The 20,526-nt window shown below is 37.3% G+C and carries 18 protein-coding genes and 2 pseudogenes; 2 read left to right on the forward strand and 18 right to left on the reverse strand.

All coding sequences use genetic code 11. The features are described from left to right. Positions 1-115: 115 nt before the first annotated feature. The gene (locus tag BUA73_RS08070) at positions 116-3,046 is read left to right on the forward strand and encodes an insulinase family protein (RefSeq protein ID WP_072903621.1); all 2,931 of its coding nucleotides are present in this window, start codon (positions 116-118) and stop codon (positions 3,044-3,046) included. A gap of 50 nt (positions 3,047-3,096) precedes the next feature. On the opposite strand, the gene BUA73_RS08075 is transcribed toward BUA73_RS08070, so the two are convergent. From BUA73_RS08075 to BUA73_RS08110, 7 genes and pseudogenes are all read right to left on the reverse strand, one after another. Then, positions 3,097-3,942, reverse strand: a complete 846-nt coding sequence (locus BUA73_RS08075) for an undecaprenyl-diphosphate phosphatase (RefSeq protein ID WP_072903623.1) — start codon at positions 3,940-3,942, stop codon at positions 3,097-3,099. 24 nt (positions 3,943-3,966) lie between these two features. Next, positions 3,967-4,503, reverse strand: a complete 537-nt coding sequence (locus tag BUA73_RS08080) for a DUF5662 family protein (RefSeq protein WP_072903625.1) — start codon at positions 4,501-4,503, stop codon at positions 3,967-3,969. Continuing rightward, a pseudogene (locus BUA73_RS08085) lies at positions 4,500-5,072 on the reverse strand (methyltransferase); the annotation flags it as partial. The pseudogene BUA73_RS08085 and the gene BUA73_RS08080, both read right to left, overlap by 4 nt. 171 nt (positions 5,073-5,243) lie before the next feature. Then, positions 5,244-6,461, reverse strand: a complete 1,218-nt coding sequence (locus tag BUA73_RS08090; RefSeq protein ID WP_001291561.1) for a tyrosine-type recombinase/integrase — start codon at positions 6,459-6,461, stop codon at positions 5,244-5,246. A gap of 81 nt (positions 6,462-6,542) precedes the next feature. Next, a complete protein-coding gene (locus BUA73_RS08095; RefSeq protein ID WP_000814511.1) occupies positions 6,543-6,746 on the reverse strand; it encodes an excisionase in 204 nt (67 codons plus the stop codon). Positions 6,747-7,206: 460 nt separating this feature from the next. Continuing rightward, the gene (locus BUA73_RS08105) at positions 7,207-7,437 is read right to left on the reverse strand and encodes a helix-turn-helix domain-containing protein (RefSeq protein ID WP_000857133.1); all 231 of its coding nucleotides are present in this window, start codon (positions 7,435-7,437) and stop codon (positions 7,207-7,209) included. After that, positions 7,434-7,856: a sigma-70 family RNA polymerase sigma factor gene (locus tag BUA73_RS08110; RefSeq protein ID WP_000804885.1), complete on the reverse strand. Its 423-nt coding sequence runs from the start codon at positions 7,854-7,856 to the stop codon at positions 7,434-7,436. Before BUA73_RS08110 ends, BUA73_RS08105 begins: the two co-directional genes overlap by 4 nt. A 504-nt stretch (positions 7,857-8,360) precedes the next feature. Between BUA73_RS08110 and BUA73_RS08115 the strand changes: the two genes are divergently transcribed. After that, on the forward strand, positions 8,361-8,714 hold the full coding sequence (locus tag BUA73_RS08115) for a helix-turn-helix transcriptional regulator (protein ID WP_001227347.1): 354 nt from the start codon (positions 8,361-8,363) through the stop codon (positions 8,712-8,714). A 59-nt stretch (positions 8,715-8,773) separates the two neighbouring features. Here the strand turns inward: BUA73_RS08115 and BUA73_RS08120 are convergent, their stop codons facing one another. The 11 genes and pseudogenes from BUA73_RS08120 to mobT form a co-directional block, all read right to left on the reverse strand. After that, entirely contained in the window at positions 8,774-8,962 is a 189-nt protein-coding gene (locus BUA73_RS08120; protein ID WP_012962334.1) for a cysteine-rich KTR domain-containing protein, read from the reverse strand. A 97-nt stretch (positions 8,963-9,059) separates the two neighbouring features. Continuing rightward, positions 9,060-10,979: a tetracycline resistance ribosomal protection protein Tet(M) gene (gene tet(M) / locus BUA73_RS08125; RefSeq protein WP_026389858.1), complete on the reverse strand. Its 1,920-nt coding sequence runs from the start codon at positions 10,977-10,979 to the stop codon at positions 9,060-9,062. A 15-nt stretch (positions 10,980-10,994) separates the two neighbouring features. After that, a pseudogene (locus tag BUA73_RS14650) lies at positions 10,995-11,042 on the reverse strand (hypothetical protein); the annotation flags it as partial. Positions 11,043-11,355: 313 nt separating this feature from the next. After that, positions 11,356-12,288 (reverse strand): conjugal transfer protein, encoded by a 933-nt coding sequence (locus BUA73_RS08135; RefSeq protein ID WP_001224318.1) that lies wholly within the window; start codon positions 12,286-12,288, stop codon positions 11,356-11,358. Next, a complete protein-coding gene (locus tag BUA73_RS08140; RefSeq protein ID WP_000769868.1) occupies positions 12,285-13,286 on the reverse strand; it encodes a bifunctional lytic transglycosylase/C40 family peptidase in 1,002 nt (333 codons plus the stop codon). Before BUA73_RS08140 ends, BUA73_RS08135 begins: the two co-directional genes overlap by 4 nt. Next, a complete protein-coding gene (locus BUA73_RS08145) occupies positions 13,283-15,448 on the reverse strand; it encodes a CD3337/EF1877 family mobilome membrane protein (protein ID WP_430516984.1) in 2,166 nt (721 codons plus the stop codon). The genes BUA73_RS08140 and BUA73_RS08145 overlap by 4 nt, the downstream gene beginning before the upstream one ends. A 14-nt stretch (positions 15,449-15,462) precedes the next feature. After that, complete coding sequence (gene tcpF, locus BUA73_RS08150) at positions 15,463-17,910, reverse strand: conjugal transfer ATPase TcpF (RefSeq protein ID WP_000331160.1); 2,448 nt, start codon at positions 17,908-17,910, stop codon at positions 15,463-15,465. After that, positions 17,894-18,286: a conjugal transfer protein gene (locus BUA73_RS08155; protein WP_000723888.1), complete on the reverse strand. Its 393-nt coding sequence runs from the start codon at positions 18,284-18,286 to the stop codon at positions 17,894-17,896. Before BUA73_RS08155 ends, tcpF begins: the two co-directional genes overlap by 17 nt. Positions 18,287-18,374: 88 nt before the next feature. After that, positions 18,375-18,872 (reverse strand): antirestriction protein ArdA, encoded by a 498-nt coding sequence (locus tag BUA73_RS08160; RefSeq protein ID WP_000342539.1) that lies wholly within the window; start codon positions 18,870-18,872, stop codon positions 18,375-18,377. A gap of 116 nt (positions 18,873-18,988) precedes the next feature. Further along, on the reverse strand, positions 18,989-19,210 hold the full coding sequence (locus tag BUA73_RS08165; protein WP_001009056.1) for a hypothetical protein: 222 nt from the start codon (positions 19,208-19,210) through the stop codon (positions 18,989-18,991). Positions 19,211-19,252: 42 nt separating this feature from the next. Then, complete coding sequence (mobT, locus tag BUA73_RS08170) at positions 19,253-20,443, reverse strand: MobT family relaxase (RefSeq protein WP_191619837.1); 1,191 nt, start codon at positions 20,441-20,443, stop codon at positions 19,253-19,255. Positions 20,444-20,526: the final 83 nt, after the last annotated feature.

The raw sequence follows: 20,526 nt of genomic DNA on the forward strand, positions 1-20,526 counted from the left end.
TTTTCCTTCTTTTCTTTCATGATTAATGTGTTTATCTAAAACGCACACTTTTTTGATTATTGATAATTATTATGATAAAATAAGTTCTATACTATAGTAACTTAGGAGGTAAATTATGTACAAAGTCGGTAACATTTATCACGGATTTAAGCTTTTAGAAGAATGCAGAGTAGAGGAAGCTAACTCCACTGCTAGAATTTTCGAGCATATCACAAGTGGTGCTCACCTTCTACATCTTGAAAATAAAGATGACAACAAGGTTTTTTCAGTATCTTATAAAACATTGTCTCACAACAATTGTGGTATAACACACATACTTGAGCACTCCGTTTTATGTGGTTCTAGGGACTACCAAATAAAAAGTGTTTTTAGAGATATATCTCAGAGTTCCCTTAAAACTTTCCTTAACGCCATTACTTTCCCTGATAACACTACATATCCAATAGCTAGTAGAAATATGACAGACTTTTATAATCTAATGGATGTATATTTAAATGCTACGCTATACCCTAATATTTACACTAATAAAGAAATCCTACGTCAAGAAGGATGGAGATATGATTTCAAGGAAAACGGCCAAGACCTTTGCTATAAGGGAATAGTTTACAGCGAGATGAATGGGGTTTACTCCTCAATCAGTGGTATGATGTGCAAAGAAATATATGCTTCTTTGTTCCCTGATTCCCCTTATGCTTACGATGCAGGTGGTATGCCAGAATTCATTCCTGATCTTACACAAGAAGAATTTGAAGCATTCCATAAAAAATACTATCACCCAGTAAATTCATATATGTACTTGTATGGAGATCAAGATTTAGATAAGTGTTTAAAACACATCAATGAAAAATATTTAGTAAATTTCCCTAAAACAGAAGAGAGTGCAGAAATTCCTGTTGTCCCTGCATTTACTGAAATGCATGTTATAGAAAAAGAATATGCTCTTTCTGCAGATGATGATGACAACAATAAAACTGCTCTTGCGCTTAACTTTGTTCATGGATATAATTCCGATCCTGTAAATGAACTTACACTAAAGGTTATTTACAACATGCTAATTACTTCACCAGCATCTCCAATAAAGAAAGCTTTATTTGAAAACAATATAGGTGACAGTTTTATAACATATGATGACATGTATATGGATCCATTAAAGCAAGGATATATAAGCCTTATTGTAAACCATACAAATCCTGATAAAAAGGATTTATTCAAAGACACTATAATGAACACATTAAAAGATATGGTTAAAAACGGTATAGACGGTGACCTTCTAGATTCTGCTATCAACAGCGTAGAATTCTACCTTAGAGAAGCTGATCCTTCAAAAACTGCCAATAAGGGTATGGAGTATATGTGGAGAGCCCTTCACAGCTCATTATACGATGGTAATCCTCTTAATCATATTGCCTTTGAAGAACCTCTTGCAAAAATCAAAGAAGGCGCTAAAAATGGATACTTTGAGAAATACATTGAGGACAATATGATAAACAATCCTCATTGTGCCCTTATTGTACTAAAACCTAAAAAAGGACTTGCTGAGATTAAAGCAAAAGAGATCGAAGAAAAACTTAAAAAGTACAAGGAATCTCTTTCAAAAGAAGAACTTCAGGAATTAAAAGAAAGAAATGAAAAGCTTAGACAAGAACAGGTAAGAAAGCTTACAAAGGAAGAAATGGATACTATACCAAAGGTACCTCTATCAGACATTAGCAAAAAGCATGAAAAGACTCCTCAAACTGTTATAGAGAAAAACCACAGTACTGTATTATTCCATGAGCAGCCAACCAATGGCATATCATATTTAGAATTTATATTTGACTATGCACATTTGGACAGCCAACTAGTCCCTTATGCTGGTCTTCTGAGAGATTGTCTATGTCAAGTGGATACAGCAAAAGATAATTATTCATCACTTACCACAAAAATATTCAAATACACAGGAAATATAAGTACATCTACTATTACAGTAGCTGACAAAAACAACGATGACATAGTACATCCTAAGCTTGTTATTTCATCAAAAGTATTAAATTCAAACATAAATACTTTATTTGATCTTATAAATGATATAATTTACACTAGTGATTTTACAAACAAAGAAAGAATAAAGAGCATTTTAAAAGAAAAGAAAGCTTTACTTTACAGTGAAATATGCGGCTCCGCTGACCTAATTGGATTTATTCATTCTATGGGTAACATATCACTTAGATACAGATATGATGACATGGTTGAGTATATAAGATACTATGATTTCATAAAATCACTGGAAGAAAATTTCGATGATAAAGCTGATGAGATTATTTCTAGTTTACAAAAGGTATACAAAGAAATAATAGGTAGAAATAACTTAATACTTTCCTTCACAGGTGAAAAGACAATCTTCCAGGAGTCCGAAAAGGCTATAGATGCATTCCTTGAAAAACTTCCTTTAGAAGATAAAAAACCTAACTTATTAAAAATGGACAAGACTCCTGTAAACGAAGGTATAATGATTCCATCTAACGTATGCTATGTGGCAAAAACATTTAACACTAAAGCTCTAGGATATAACTTCACCGGTTATATGAGAGTACTTAAAAATATTCTTCAGCCTCAATACCTTATGTCAAAGGTTCGTCTTCAAGGCGGTGCCTACGGTTGTGCATTAATCTTCAGAACTGACGGTGCTATGGGAGCTGCTTCATACAGAGATCCTAACTTGAAAGAAACAGTAGAAGTATTTAATGACTGCTATAAGTTCCTTGAAGATATTAACTATACTAATGAAGAGTTAGATGTATTTAAAATTGGTGCCCTTGGTCTTCTAGACTTCCCAAGAGATGCTTCCATAAAGGGTTACTTTGAAGCAATAAACTACATTGCTGGAATCACAGAAGAGGATGAACAGCTTGTAAGAGATCAGCTTTTAAATGCAACTTTAGAGGACATAAAACAGTATGCTGAGATGTTTAAAAAAGGCATGGAGCTAAATAACTGCTGTGTTATCGGAAACGAAAAAAAGGTTGCTGAAAACAAAGATTTATTCCATACTATAAGATCACTATAATTTCAAATAAAAACAGGCTGGCATAAAAATTGCCACCTGTTTTTTTAGTTTTACAGTTTTATAACATTAAAGAATACAAGAACTGCCAAAAGTGTTCCTGCTGCCACTCTGTATACAGCAAAAACTCTCATAGGCTTTTTCTTAAGGAATGCTACGAATTTTCCCATTACAACAAGGGATACTACAAAGGCTACTATGAATCCAACAATTAACGCAACCCATAATGTGGGGTTCATAATTGCAAAATTAAAGTGTAACAAATCCTTTCCTGAAGACCCTACCATTGCTGGTATTGCAAGAAAAAATGAGAACTCTGCAGCTATAGGAGTAGATAAGCCTGCAATCCAACCACCCATTATTGTGGATGCACTTCTTGACATACCTGGCCACATGGAAAGTACCTGAAAAATACCAACTTTAAGTGACTGCATAGGTGTAATATTGTCAATAGACCTTGTAGCATGCTTTTTTCTCCTAAAATTATTTTCAATTATTATTAGAAGAAGGCCACCTACAATAAATCCAACAATTACAGCCCACGGTGCAAATAATTTTTTTATGTTGTGGTAAAAAAGCACACCAATTACACCAGCAGGTATAGAACCGATTATTACATTTATACCAAATTTGAATCCTGTTTTACCTTCTTTACCCTTGGTGAATATGTATTTAAAGAATTCTATTACACTATCCTTTATCTTCTGCCAGTAAAGAACAACTACGGCAAGAATAGCTCCAAGTTGTATTACTACTTCAAACATATCTACAAATTCGCCCTTAAAATTAATAGCATTTCCTACAAGTATCATATGCCCTGTTGAGGATACGGGAATAAACTCTGTAAGACCTTCCACTATAGCTATTATTATAGCTTTTATTATAAATAGTATTTCCATATTTTTTCTTCCCCCATACTAATATTATTTTTTTAGTATTACCTTTTTTATATAATTTATAGTATTATTTTCGCCTTCACTTGCTAGCTTATTTAAAAGTAGCTCTAAAAGCTCCCTTGAATCTTTATGCATAATATAGTCCTCTTTTCCCCGCTCATAATACTTTAGAGGGCTATTATCATGATACTTATCCTTTAAATAGTTTTTGCAGGCAGCCATTCTGTCTATAAACATTTCTACCACGTACTTTGTAGGCATATTTGCCCCCACAATGCCTTTGCTAGCATCTAAATCATAGTCCATCCAATACTCAAAATGGTGTTTATTTCTTCCCTTATGATGTAGCCATGCCGTAGAATAACCTACTTCACGTTTTTCTAAGCCATTTGGACTAGAATGACCAGTATAGTACTTTACACCCGTAGAGAATTCAGTCCACGAATACTTTGACATATCGTGGAGAAGCCCCTGTTTATATAATCCCACTTTAAAACAGTACTTCATCACTATTAATTTGTGATTGCTTATAGTTTTAAAATGTCCTATGAAATTTTTAATCATAATATCTTATCATCCCTTAAAAGCTTATATAATGTAGGCTCAAAATTAAAATTTTTCATGAGCTCTTCCACTTCGCCAAGAAATTGTTTCTTTTTATTCTCTGATACACTACTTTTGCACGCTCTTATCAATATATTTTTAGGTGAATGAGCTATATCTATAAACTCCAGCAATTGGGTTTTATATCCTACACATTCTAAAAGATTAGCTCTCACAGAATCGGTCATAAGTGCCGCTACTCTTTCTTGTATTATACCATAACGGGTAAGAATATTAAGTTTTTCAGCTTTCATCTGTTCATTAAATTCATGTTGACAGCATGGTACAGAAAAAATCATTTTTGCATTCCACTTTATGGCGTTATAAAGTGCATAATCCGTAGCAGTATTGCAGGCATGTAGTGTTATAACCATATCTAATTTATTGTTAAATTTGTAGCCATTTATATCTCCTACTTCAAAGTGCAAATCCTCATATCCATATCTATTGGCTATTTCATTGCACTTTTCAATGACGTCTTTTTTCAAATCAAGTCCAGTGATTTTAACCTTAATCTTTTTTATTATAAACAAAGTATAAATTTCTAATTATCTTTTTATATTTTCTTAAATGCTCGTAAAGCCTTATTCTATGTGCTTTCGAGTATTTTTACTGTAGGAAGATACTTCACGTTTCTTTGCATATTTCCTCATGTCTTAGCTGTCAGAAGTGGTAAATAAGTAGTAAATTCATTTGTACTACTAAGCAACAAGACGCTCCTGTTGCTTCTCTTTATTCAAGCGTTTCATTTCTGCCATTGCAGAATCGAATGTTGCATGTGCGTAATAGTTCAGCGTCATGGCTATATTAGCATGTCCCATAATGTACTGTAATGCCTTTGGATTCATTCCTGCATTTGCATAGTTGGTACAGAATGTATGTCGCAAACTATGTGGAGTGATGTGTGGCAATTTATCCTCGTTATACTTATTGTATTTCTTAACAAGACCTTTCATCATGCCGTTGTAATCACTTGCCACTTTTGGATAGTTCTTTCTATTAAGAAAGAGGAAATCACTATATCCATCAATCTCAACACGCTTATCATTCTTTCGATTCGCTAACACTCGCTTAAATGCTTGATAGGCTTCTTCAACCATAGGAACTTGACGTTCGCCACTTTTGGTCTTTGGTGTTTCAATGTAGTACCCAATTTCAGTATCTCTCAATAGCTGATGGTCTATATTGACAAGACGATTCTCAAAATCTAAATCTGGAAGTGTCAAACCACCAAACTCTGAAATACGAAGACCTGTTTTTAAGAGTATCAGAATTTCATCATAATTTTTGCTGTAGGTTTTATCAGCTTTTGCAAAGGCTAACAGTTTTTCTTCCTGTTCTTCTGTTAGTACGGTCTTAGGGACAGTATCATCATCAAGAACTGCTTTCAGTTGAAAGTCAAATGGATTCTTCCGAACACAATCATCTTGTATAGCAATATAGAATGAAGCCTTTAAAGAACGTTTGTAGTTATTGATGGTTTGATAAGCATAACCATTTTCACTCATTCTAATAGCCCATTCTTTAGCGTCTGATGGCTTAATACTGTCAATACTTCTTACACCTAACTTGTCTTTCTTCAAAATATCCATAAGATATTTGCGTCCAGTTTCAGTGTTTTTTCTAACCTTTGGTCTTTGAGCGTTCTGTTTTGCGTAAAGCTGGCAGAGTGTCATTTTCTTTCCTACAACATCAATACCATCATGAATGTCTTTCTGTAACTCTGCGATTTTCTCTCTAAGTGAGATACAATCACGCTTTCCTGCTGGTACTCGGTCTGTAGCCACAAGTTTCCACGAGTAAACAAATTGCGGTTCTCCAAATGAATCTATATATTTGTATAAGTATCTTCCGTCTTTTCGTTGGCTCTCTCCAGTCTTTAAGATTCGACCTTTATTGTCACGTCTTTTTTCTGACATGGCATTTGCTCCTTTCCTTTATGGAAAGAGCCTTGATACGACTTAATACTATTTTATCATATACAAGACCCTTTGGCGACGCTAGATTGCGTCCAATGTATCTATAATTTTTTCAAATTGTTTTCGTTTAATCTGAATACGATTGCCATTCATAATCAGCCAATTTGCATTTTTATTTTCCTCTGCCAAGCGTCGTAGCTTGTTTTCGCCAATACGAAAATATTTTGACGCTTCTTCAATGGTTAGGGTATAACGTTCCCAAATAGGAATGTCAGTCTGCTTCATAAAATCCTCCTTTCCAAATCACTTATTTGGATTTCATAAAAGTTGTTTTACCAGCAATCGAACAGCTTTAGCAAAGCTCACGGGAGTTCCACCCCTGCATGGTTCTCATGTAGCCATACTCATTGCCTGCGACGGTTTTATCACGCTCGGACTATTGACTGTATGGGAGTATCATTATCACGATAAGAATGTCGTTGCAGGCAATCCTGCTAAAGATTGCTTCTCGGATCACTAACATGAATCGCTCGCTATCTTTATAAGATAGGTCATGGCGGTTAGTTCCGTTGGCTCTTTTCTTATCGAAACGTATTCGATTACTTTTATTCAGTTTTCAAAGAACAATGGCTCGTTAGCCTATCAAAACACATTGAAAGCTCAATATGCTTTGGTGGAATAACAAACCTCCCTGTTCGGGAAGCGTGGAATGGTTTAGCACGCTTCCACGAAAGGAGAGAGGATATTACTTAATTTCAAATGACAAAATCTTTGTAATCAGTCTGGTTTCCATTCTTCCACGTAAGACTTCATCAACGACCATACTTTGATTGCCATATTCATCTTTCATAAGTCGTAGGGAACGCTTCGTTATGTACCCTCTGTAATGATGTAGAATCTGGTTAATCGCTTCGGTATCGCCATCTGTTGCCTTTACAATGAGAGGAAAGGGAATCATAGGATATTGTGTTTTCATTCTTCAAATTCCTCCATAAACTTTTTAATTAAGGCTAGTCCACTGGTTCTATGCCGATAGACAGTAGAACGGTTCAATTTCAACAGGTCTGCAATTTCTGAATCGCTCATGTCCATAAAGTAAAACAGCAGTAGAATTTCACGTTTCTTGTCTGGCAACTCACGTAATGCTTCACTCAACAAATCATTTTCAACGCCTACTGATAACCCATTGAGTGTAAAAATCTGAAAGTCAGTTGAATAGTTATCTGTTGTCGCAAACTGGCTAACAAGATAATCGCCAACATCCGAAAAGGACACCTCACGCTTTGCAATCCTTGAAAGATAAAGCATATAATTCTTTCGCTCGTCTTCCATAGCACGTTTACAGATATAGTCAAACTGATTTTCTATTGTGGTCTGAAAAGAAGATGGTTTCATGTTTCTCACCCCCTTTCTGTCTAGGAAAGGAAGTGAGCCTTGCTCGTTTATCTCCTTTCACTCTTAGTCCCAATGTGAAAGGGGGATTTGTTGCATTACTGATAAATAAACTTTGTAAAAAAGTTCTGAATAGCCAAAAAAGCATATAAACAGATTTATTTCTCTGTTTACATGCTTCTGTTATTCTATCTATATGATTTATAAAACCACATTGGTGGACGTACTTATCTATTGCAGATAGACGACTTTTTTTGACAAGAACCCAATGTAAGGAAATTTATTGTATATGATGTACTTCATGGCGACGTTGACCTCCAACAAACCGCCATTTGGAAGTAATATACAATATTTTAACAGCGTAAATAGCACTACCATATAACGGTTTTTTTTATTGGCGTTTAGTAGTGCTTTTTATTAAATATAAACCTATAAACCATATAACACGTTTTTCTATACCTGTTTTTAATTCAGTAGGAACAATAAAATGTATAGAGGTGGTCTACTATGCGTAAAAAAGAAGATAAATATGATTTTAGAGCCTTTGGTTTAGCCATTAAAGAAGCTCGATTGAAACGAGGTTTAACTCGTGAACAAGTGGGAGCATTGATTGAAATTGACCCACGGTACTTAACTAATATTGAAAATAAAGGGCAACACCCCAGCATACAAGTTCTTTATGACCTTGTATCGTTACTTCATGTTTCCGTTGATGAATTTTTCTTACCTGCTAATAACTTGGTAAAAAGCACCCGACGATTACAGATAGAGAAATACATGGATAGCTTTACAGACAAAGAACTATCCTTAATGGAATCTTTAGCCAGCGGTATCAACGAAGCAAGAAACATCGAAGACTAATTAAAAGAATCCATACATAACGGAAAGAGCCGATAAAATGAGATTGTATTAATCTCATTTTATCGGCTCTGCGTCTTTGCGTCTGGCTCTGTAATCACAGTTACTTTGAACTGCTTTATTTCAATTAAATTTTCTTGTCTGCATTTCGGACAATAGAGGGGGAATTTTTTTAATTCAGTATCTTCCCTTATCTTTAATCGTGTTTTATTTCCACATACAGGACACAATATCCACTTGTAGTTTATAATAACTATCTCCTCCTTTACACTTTAATTCAAATCTTTATTAAAAAATATTTCATCTTATTTAACAAGAAACCATATTTATATAACAACATAAAATACACTAAGTTATTTTATTGAACATATATCGTACTTTATCTATCCGACTATTTGGACGACGGGGCTGGCAAACAGGTTCACCGGTAGTAACATGGTACCCTTTTAACTCTGTTAAACAAACACTACGTCCATTTGTAAAGAAAGTTAAATCACTACGATATTCTTGAATACACCGAGCAGGGATTTCTCCACTAAGAATGACCTCATTATTTTTCAATTGAGTGTCTACGATGTTCGCACAATATTTAGGAGCATCGTTGTATGCTCGTGAAAGATATTCCTGTGGCGCATAAATTTTAAAACTAAGATATGGCTCTAACAATTCTGTTCCAGCTTTTTTTAAGACTTGTTCCAATACAATAGGAGCAAGCATCCGAAAATCTGCTGGGGTACTAACAGGGCTATAGTATAAGCCATACTTAAAACAGATTTTACAGTCCGTCACATTCCAACCATACAATCCTTGTTCACAGCCATAGCGTATCCCCTCCATAACTGCATTTTGAAACGATTGATTTAAGTATCCAAGAGAAACCGAGCTCTCATACTGTACTCCGCTCCCTAATGGAAGCTGTGCTACAGATAGACCAATGGAAGCCCAGAAAGGATTCGGTGGAACTTCGATGTGAATGGTATACTCTGCTTTTTTTAACGGTCTTTCCATATAAATGACTGTAGGCTCTTTTATTTCTATCTCCACATGATACTTTTCTTGCAGCAGAGCACAAGTCACTTCCATTTGTACTTTCCCTAAGAAAGAAAGTATGATTTCATGTGTCGCAGAATCCACATAATATCGCAGAAGCGGGTCACTGTCGGAGATTTCTAAAAGTGCATCAAGTAACATTTCCCTTTGTTGAGGTTTGCTCGGTTCAACAGTCGTTTGCAGCAGAGGGAGGGGATTTTCAATTCTCTCTCTCTGTGGCAATAGCTTTGTATCTCCAAGAACACTATTTAACTTCAAAAACTCATTCTGCAAAATAACAATTTCCCCGGAATAAGCCTTATCGATTTTACATAATTCACCATTTATTGAAGTATACATTTCTGTAATTTTTATTTTTTCCTTTTCCGATATTCTAACCGAATCTCGCAAATGCAGTACGCCACTATAAAGACGTATATATGCAAGACGCTGTCTTTTTTCCGAATACTCAATTTTGAAAACTTTTCCGCAAAGTTCAGACTGACCTCGATGTGTTGATGAATAAAATTTATTCGTAATCACTTCTATAAGGTTATCAATCCCTATATTGTTTTTTGCACTTCCGTGATAAACAGGGAACAGGGAACAATTATGAAATCTTATGCTTTCCTCTTGTTCGAGTTCTAATGCTTCCAATAATTTCCCAGACGTATATTTCTCCAAAAGGTAATCATTTCCTTCTATTACCATATCCCATTGTTCAGATTCGGTAAAGTTCATTACACGCATATTAGGATGCAGTTCTACCTTCTGTTTGATTACAATTTCCGCAGAAAGTTTCTCTTTAATATCCTGATAAACCGTTGATAAATCAATTCCATTTTGGTCAATCTTATTGATAAAAAAGATTGTGGGAATACCTATTTTCCTAAGTGCATGAAACAATATACGAGTTTGTGCTTGTACGCCATCTTTTGCAGAAATCAGTAGAATTGCCCCATCTAATACTGATAATGAACGATATACTTCTGCTAAAAAATCCATATGTCCTGGCGTGTCTATGATGTTCATCTTAGTATTTTTCCACTGAAAAGAGGTTATCGCCGTCTGAATTGTAATTCCTCTCTGACGTTCTAAAAGCGTATTATCCGTTTTCGTTGTACCTCTGTCCACGCTTCCTAATTCTGTAATCGCTCCACTGTTATATAATAAGCTTTCTGTTAAGGTAGTTTTTCCCGCATCAACATGAGCTAAAACTCCAATATTAATAATTTTCATGTGATTTTCCTCCATTCAAAAGCCCAAAAGGGCATAAAAATCCCAGTGATAAATACTCTTATCACTGGGATTTTTATGCATAACCATAGGCATACAAAGCATACAGATATTCTCCGGATACTTTAGAATCACATGATAAAGGTATTCTTAAACTGGGTACAAAAAACTAAGCCCTCCTAAAAAAGGACATCCAATTATTTGTTCCCACTATCAAATTGACAGTTTATTTAAGAATACCTTGCCGCATATTTATTAACTCCTTTTAAATAGATACTTAAATAATAGCACGTAAGAGCATATTTGTAAAGGAATCTCCAATTTTTTATCAAAGAGAGTACGTGATTACAAAATAGCTGTAATAATGTACCAATATTTGTTATTCTATAATCTTCCAATTACTCCCGTTCTTTTCAAGTACCAAATCAAATTGAGATACCTGCGTTGCTTTGGTCTGCTGGTCGATATACTCCACTGTCAGCGATACCGTGACTTGATTATCCTTACGATTGTGAATAGGATTTACCAGTTCTTGAAAGATGTACTCTTTTCCGATTGGTTTTAATATCCCGTCATTCACATAGTAGGAAAGTTCACTGGCTGTCGCTGTAGGATAGAGCTTGAAGAACGTCGTTAAAAACTCATTGATTTCATTGGTTGTAATGGAATCAACCGTCCCCTCACTTTCAATGGCTTTTGGTTTATAACTTGATTTCTTAGGTATGTTGGTAATGGTCGGATTCTTAACCAGTACCATATTTCCAGAACCATCTACATAGACACTCACAATATAAGCAGAGTGGACGGTCTTTGTATTTTCTCCCTCTGTAATGAGCTGGTCTACACTGTAGGTTACATTAAACTCATTGTCGCCAGTTGGCTCTACCGTCCATATCTGAAATCCTCTTACAGAAGACGATACAGGAATATCTTTGCGTACTGTATCAACATTGAGAGCTTGAAGTTCATCTGTCAGATAGCCTTTTAGACTTTCCATTCGATTATCAATGGACTTATCGGATTGCTCCCATGAATAGTAGACTTTCGCAAAGTTCTCTACAAAATTTTCTACATGATGAGTATCAACGTATTCCTTTTCTATGATAGTTGTTTCGTGAATAGTATGAGTATCTATAGCTGTAAAGTGCTTGAATATCGCAAAGCTGAAACTAAGCCCTAAAAGTACCCACAAGGCAATCACAACCTTTTTATGAGGATTGACCTTATAGACACGAGGTTTCTTTTCCTTTGGTATCTGTTTTTCTTTATTCTGATTTTTTCTAAATTTCATCATTAAATCTTCCTTTCTCATTGTTTGATTCGTCCTGCTCCCACTAAATGCTGTTGCCAGTAGGGGCTTGTTAAGTCGGCATAACCGATTGGGTCGCCTGCATGAAACATACGGTTATTGCCAAGGTATATCCCAACATGAGTAATATAAGAGCCAGCGTTATAGGTAGAATGAAAGAAAACCAAATCGCCAGCTTGTGCTTCCGATAGTGGGATATGCTGGGTCACATCATATTGCTGTTGTGCGGTTCGTGGTAAGTTAATTCCAGCTTTTCCATACGTCCATTGTGTCAGTCCGCTACAATCAAAAGAAGTAGTCGGGGAAGCTCCACCGTAAACGTATCGCCAGCCCTCATATTTCAGTGCTTCGTCCATGATGGCTTGTACCGTATCATCATCAAACTCTGTTGTGACAAGATACTGCGTTACCAGTTGCACATAAAACATATTGCCATAGTTGTATCGCCAGCCCCCATTGATAGGTATGGCTATGGGATTGGGGTAAGACACTTTTTCGCCACCTGAATACTCTTTTGAGAAACTTTGAGCCAGTTCAAAGGTATATTTATTTCCACGATTAGCCACATACCCTAAGAAACCACCACCATAATTGTAGGACTGGATAACCGATTCTAAATCTACACTGAGCCTTTCGCTACTGGCTAATAATTCACTGAAATACTTCACACCTTGCTTAATGGATTCTTCTGTACTCAATGAATTAGGTGGAAGACCGAGGGATTCCGAGGACTGCATAACATCTTCCGCAGTACCGCCCGATTCCACCTGTATAATCGCAAGAAGTATGTTGACATATTCTTCAACGCCATATTCTTTGGCATATTTTTCTACCATAGGCTTATGAGCCAGCACTTCTGCGGAAACATTCACACCTCCATAATGAATATTGGAAATTCCGCTGTCCTGTTCATCTGAAAATAAAATGGCAACAAACAGAAGCAGTGAGAAGACCATCAAGAATAATCCAGAACCACCAATCACTAAAGTTTTCAACTTCATGGTTTCTTACCGACTTTCTTAATGGTGGCGGTTTTGATTGGTGGTCTACTTCTTGTATTTTGTAGTGGTACTCTTTGAACAGTAGACGGACGTTCTTTTGTGATTGGACGTTGTGAAGTTCTATCTGCTGTAGTGGTTGAAGTTGCTGGCTTTTGAACGGTTTTTTCTTGAACGGTATTGCCTTGGCGTTCCACTTTTGGACTTGAAAAATCGGACTTAACTGCTGGACGCTCTTGTTTGGCTTGTTGAGATTCCTTATATGAAGTCTGAATATTAGACTGTTTTGAGGTCTGTTCATCATGATATTGTTCTTGTCTTGTAGTCGGTCTTTCATGAACAGAAGAAGCAGGCTGTTTTTTCTGTTTGACCTGTTCCATTTCAGAGCGACGCTTCGCAATGGTTTTTCGCCTTTGTTCCTGCTGTTCCTTGCGTCCACTGGCTCTGTCCGCTTTGGTTTGAGAAATACTACTGGTTAAATCACGGACATTCTCTTTTACTTTGGATTTTCCTTGATATACTGCATATCTTGCATTGGTCGGCAAATCTTTAACCTGTTCTTTCAAACCACTAGCAGTGTCTACCATTCTGTCTTTGGTATCAGCTACTGTACCGATGGTTTGACCGATACGTTTTCCAAGTGTTGATTTTTCCTTTCCGTCTGGTCGGGAGTGATCTGCTTGTGTCCTTGCAGAACTCCCCGAACCCGACTGTCCTTTTTTACCTGTAACAATGGCAGACCCAGCCCCTAGAGTAGTCATGGAACGTCCAAGTTTCCGCTGTAGACGGTGCATGTGAGCGTGCATAAGCATACGAGGTTTTCTCATCACACGACTTCCCACACTTTGAGAATCGTTACTCTGTAGAGAAAACATACTCATTAAATCGCCCAGCTTGAAGTAGATTCCTGCAAAGGTCACAATCTGTAGAAAAGCAATCAAAAAGAACGGATAACCAGCCGATAAGGTATAGAGCATGGTTGAAATACTAAATGCTGTCGTAATAATCAATGTGATTCCAGCTCGTGTCAAAATGGTATTAAAGAGCTTTGTTATGGCTCGTTTTGACATACCATCAAATGATGGAATCATGCTTAAAATAAAGCTCACAGGCAGAAACATAGCATAGATGATAAAAAGTACCTGCGAGAAAATCATGATTCCTGTTAATAGGAATACAAATATGGAAATCCCAATATTGAAGACAAATAGGAAGAAGACTGTACCTAAACGGTTAATGGTCTTTGTAATGGTTAGATTGGTATTGCTTCTGTCTTCAATTTCTTCCGCAACAATTTTTTCTCTGTCTTCGCCATTGTTGGAATCTGGGCTGGTGGAGAGCAGGCTTTCCACACGGTCAATACCGATACTTTCAATGTCTGAACTGTTGTATTGAAGCAGTAGCCACGGTTGCTGAACCTGTATGGAAAACAGGCTATCTCTGATTAAGTCCACGCTGTCCTTGCCTTGACTATCGGAATGGGGCATGACAATCTTCGTGCCAAGTGATAAACTGGCATTACTGATGTCTGATGAAAAGTCATTGATTTTTTTAATGTAGTCGGGAGCGTAGGCAATAAAGGAAGCCGATAGGATAAACACCAGCACAAAATTCATAATGGCATGAATTGCCTTTGTGGTTTCTCTCTTTATCAGTCCCGTATAGGCAACATAAACCCCAAGAACCAAAATCAAGAGTAAGAGGAATCCAACATAGAAACCCTCTGTTGAAAATCCGTTTGCACTCACACCAGCTAAGGTCTGCATATTCTTACCAATGGAATCTGCTGTAGCGGAAATGAAGTCTAAGGAATAGGCTTCCTGTACTAAGTAACCTGTCGCATTGGAAACATACAAACTGATTGTCCAAATAAAATTGGTAATGGCATATAGTCCATACATGACCTGTTTTCCAATCCCGTCCGACCAGTTCCACGGAAGCCAGCCCCAGCTATTATCCACATAAAAATCCAGTTGATAGTTTTCAAGTGGGTATCGGCTGTATTCATTTGCCACATTGACCGTATCATCTACCAAGCCCGCAGCTTGAACCACCGTTCCCAGCATGGCTAAAAGAAAAATGGCAATCACAAGTGTGAAAGCCACTGTCATTGCCACTTTACCTAGACGTTTCAGCGTCCAGTTTGATTTTATTCTGTTTACTATTGATGGTTTCACATTTACACCTCTTTTCGCACAGGTGGTCTGGTATCAAAGGCATGGAGCAGTTCTTCAAATACAGGGTGGAACTGTATCACACCGACACGACCATATAAATCACTGATAAGGCATTGCCCGTTTTCCAAATCACGCAATCGCTTCTGATTGTTTTCGTCCTCTGGGTCTACACCAAAAAAGGCTAAGGTCTTTTTAATCTCGTTAAGGTCAGTGGAACGAAATGCAAATTTTAAGCCGAGGTTATTTTTCAGTTTTTCATCTAAGAGGTCGTCTGTATTTTGGGTCACGAAATATACCCCAGCGTTCATAGCACGACCAGCCCGAACCAGCTTCATAGATAGTGTTTTTCCTTGTGCTACCTGTAAAAAGCTCCATGCTTCGTCTAAATCTACAATCTTGAAAATGCTTCGGTCTGTATGGATAAAGTCTAAAGCAAAGGTACTAATGACAATCAGCATAGCAACGGATAAAAGCTCCATAGTGGTATATTCCTCAAAGGAAGTTTCCTTGTCGGGAAGTACCAAGTCCGCAACCTGTATAATGTTCAGTTGTTTTTCTAAGCTGATAGACTGCTCCACATAACCATTACTGAATAATAAATGTGCAAAGTCATAGTCTGTAAAACTTTCGATATGGTCGGCTATACTGGTACTTAGTGGCGTATTCTCAACCCGTAATTCCTCAATCACTTTCATCAACCCTCGTACTTCACTATTGGTTACTGCACGAATGGCTTTTCTAAGGATTGGGAAGCGTTCCCCATCACGAGAGGAAATCCCCGTAAGGAATGTCAGAATATCAATAGCCAGTGATTCAGAATCTTTGGGATTTTTCATAATCACATAAGGGTCAAGTAAGCCTTTGTTTTTCTCATCAGAAGTCAGAGTGACGATATTGATTTCATGGGAAATCTCTGGCAAGGTTTCTTTCCATCTGCCACGTTCTGCTTTTGGGTCTACAATCACTGCTTGTGCCCCATAAAGCACCGCATAATAGACGATAAGGTTATTCGCAAAGGATTTACCACCACCCAGCGAACCAACAAAAGCCGACGCTAACGCATTGGTTACTGAACCCTTAACCCCTTGACTGGCAAGAGCAGGTTTCAGATAGACATTGCGTCCAGTATCTAAGCTGTAGCCAACATAAATCCCCTCATTTTCCCCCAGCATTTGAGTAGCACCAAAACCTAAACCAGCGAGGAAATCAGAGGTCACGTATTGAATATAATCATTCATATAACGCTTGCTGGCAGGTAAAAATTCTTCATGTAAGCCGAGCATATCCCCAAATGGTCGTACCAGTTTTACGCTTAAATCGTCATAAAAATCTTTCACTTCATTACAACGACGTTTGAGTTCGTCAAGATCATTTGCTGATACCCTTACCACATAAGACAGCTTGTACATAGATTCCTTGCTTTGGTCTAAATTGGTTTCCAGCTCATTCACACTTTCCAGAGCTTCCGCCACATTGGAGCTGGTTTCATTATCACTTTGCCAAGCGTGGTTATCCAAGTCTTTCAGTTCTTTCTTTTTATTGCGGACAGTAGATAGGGCTTTACGATTCGCTACAATTTCCACATTCATTGACGTATCAATCGGGAATGTAAATTGCTGTTGCTGGTAGTAGAAGATTTCAGAGGACGGGAAGTCCAGTTCTCCGACAATGCTGTTAATGGTAAAGTAAGCTACATAGACGGTTTCATCTTCCTGCTGGATTTTCAAATATCGCTGTTTTTCTTCCACCAAACAGCGAGTAGGCTTAATCAAGTCATAGTATTTAATCAGCGTTTCATTATCCAGCTTTTTCTTTGATAGATGGTACTCATACTCTTCATAGGCAGTGCCTGTCTGTCCGTAAAGGTGTTCAATCAGATAGCCGAAGTCGTCCTTATCTAACCTGCGGATTTTGAAACGACGAGAGATTTTATTTTCTAAGAGCTTTTCCATCTTCTGAAAACGCAGGATTTCATCATTACTCATACTAACAAAATCGCCCATCAGCTTATGGTTCACATCATAGACAAAATCAGACAAAGCATTTTTTGCTTCAACGGTAAGACTTTTCATAGAAAACTCCTGATCGTTGAGAAGCAACTTAAAGCCGATAAAGAAACGGTAGTTCACTTGATTTTCGCCAATCATGGATATTAAAGCGTCTGTCTGTTGGTCGATTTTGTCATAGGCAACCGCTTTGAGCTTGCCAGTGACTTCATTTTTGGAACGCTCTTGTGCAGAACGTATGCTGGATTCTGTACTGATTTGTAAAGCATGAATTTTGCCATCACGATTTTGTGCGATAAGCTGTCTGAAAGAATCATGCACTTGTATTTTCTGTTCTGGACTTAGAAATGAGTAATTGTAAGGAACAAGCTCATAGTAAGCATAACATTCCCCGTCTTTATTCCAGACGAGATTGTTTTCAATGTATTTAATTGGATATGCCATAAAATTCACTCCTAACTGCTGTAATGGCTTCTTGTGGCTGGTTTCTGCCAAGCGTTACTTTTTTTCCTGCATAGGTCAGCTTTGGTCGCAGTGCATAAGCAATGACAGACTTCAAAAATCCATAAGGCTTTTTACCATCAAAAGTTTTTGTAGACATAAACCATGTGAAAGCCACAGGAATCCCAAAGTATTTGAGAAATGCTCCCTCTATCATGGAAAGAGGGGGCAAGTTGCCAAGTATCATCACTGCAAAGAGTGACACGACAAACCATGTCATTTGCGTAAAGGTTATGGGAAACGGAAGTCTAAAATCATTGATAGAATACAGTACCTTTTCCACAGACCAGATACTGGTATAGCTTCGTATTTTCTTCATGTAATCAATCCTTTCATAAAAAATAGGGGTAGCTGATTGAGCCACCCCGTAAAATAGAAAATCTGCCAGTAGTAATGTACCGACAGATTTAATAGACGATTTCAAAAATCCCATGATTGGTTGAGATAAACGTTCCTGAAAGGTCTAAATCCCGACCATAGGCTTGATAATCAATATAGTTTTGAAGACTAGCTGGTACTTCGCCTAAAGCACCCGTTTCTTCAATGTAGTAGCGTGCCACGTCATACATATCATCACAATCGGAATGAATGATAATATCCTCTTGATGTTCGCTTAGTTCTTCAATGCTTGAAAAATGAGTGAGCAGAGCAGATAGCTCCGATTGTAATTCTTCGGGTAATTCCGATACCATTTCCCATAGTCGATTGAGTTCGCCAATGGAAGTGTATTCGTCAACCGTAAAGGGTAACTCGTAGTCATGAATGGCGTATTCCTCATATTCATCATTCAAGCCGATTTTCTCTTTGACTTCCTCAAAGTCAATGGGAAAGGTAAACCACGCACCGACCAATTCGCCCTCATTGTATTTGCCTAAATTCGCAATATAGACTTGCATATCGTCCATATATTCACGTCCTTTCTTTGTAGAGATTCAAAAATCCCTACCGCACTTCGTTTGGTGTACCATTCCTTTGCGGAACATAAGAAAACCACTTATATTCCACAAAAGAACGGTTTTATTTAAGCACCAATAATGCGATTGAATAGCTCTAGTAAAATGTCTTTTACTCCAGCAGCGTTGAAGACTAAGCCAACCGCAATAATCGCAATAATTAAAAAGCCAATCAGTTTGCTAAACTCACGCTTGAAGCCAAGATACAAGCCAATCACAACGATTGCTAAAAGCACCAGTGATTGAGCGTTTGATAGAAACCAGTTATAAAGGTTTTGTCCAAAATTCATAAAAATGTTCTCCTCTCTATATTCAATGAATTTGTATTTGAGTTATTTTTTTGTTGTTATCACGTCCTGTTCTTTTACTGACTGTTGCTTCAAAATCTGCTTGTGTCGGTCTGTCAGTTTCGCATGGTCGAGAATGTCTTTTACAACCTGCGTCTGGTTGATTTCATCAAGTTTAATCGCAACCTTTAAGGTCGGGGCAACTTGATGAGATAGCCAGTTCAGCGTCCTTTGGAAGGAGTAAGGCTCTGGTTTTGTGGTTAGTTTTAATCGTTCACGATTGTTCCCAATAAACCAAGCCCATTCTTCATTCAGTTTCCAATCAGAACGAGGTTTGGAATCGTCTTTATCTACAAAACGGATATACCGATTGATAATTTTAAAGGCGGTATGCTCTGGATTGTCATAGACGAGTAAATCACGGACTGCATAATAGGCACGCTCATTTTTCAATCGAATCTCAAAACGGTTTTTTACTTCTGCGTCTTCAATGGGAATATCATTTTTCTTGTACTGCTCGTAGTCCTTTTCATAGATACAGAAATAAACTTCACTTTGTAATGAACCGATATAGAGGGTGTTTCCCATACATTCCTTTTCCTCTTTGCGTACCAGTTCGCCACTGCGATAGCTTTTAAAACTGCGGAAGACGGAGATACATTCTTCCTGTTGGCACTTTTCAGTGAGTACAGGGATATTTAAAATCCCTGTCTTATCGTTAATGGCAAGGTCAAGGCGTTTCATCACACCGCCAGCCACCAAAACGTCCATAAAGAACTCATACCAGCTTCTTTGTTGTGCCAGAAGATAGCTTTCAAATTGTCTGCACCCACGACCTTTCAATTCCACCAGAACTCCTTTGTCCAGTTCATGGGAGCAAAGGACGAATATGTCGCCTAAAGCATAATGCTCTGAATAAGAATAGAAACCATAGTCCTCATGAAGAAAATAGGACAGTTTCAGTTGTAAGATGTTTTCGACCACCTGCTGTACGTCTGTTGTCGGAAAGCGAATTCTTACATAATCAAACAGCATTTCAAGGGGAGCGTCGGGATTGAAGCGTTCCAGAGCTTCCCAAAGGGACTGCTGTAAATCCTCTGATGGCTTGACTTTTCCTGTTTCAATATCGCTTAGATACTGCCTTGTAATACCAGTCGCAACAGCTAAACGGTTTTGAGATAGTCCATAAGCCAAGCGTTTTTCTTTTAAATGCTGTAACCAAGTTTGTTCATTCAGTAAAAATCCCTCCAATCAAAAAGGCGTATGTCAACTTTTAAAGCCCATTTGACATACGCTGAAATTTTGTAAATCCCTTGTAA

This window comes from Hathewaya proteolytica DSM 3090, assembly GCF_900142225.1.
In the GTDB taxonomy this organism is placed as follows: Bacteria; Bacillota; Clostridia; order Clostridiales; family Clostridiaceae; genus Hathewaya; species Hathewaya proteolytica.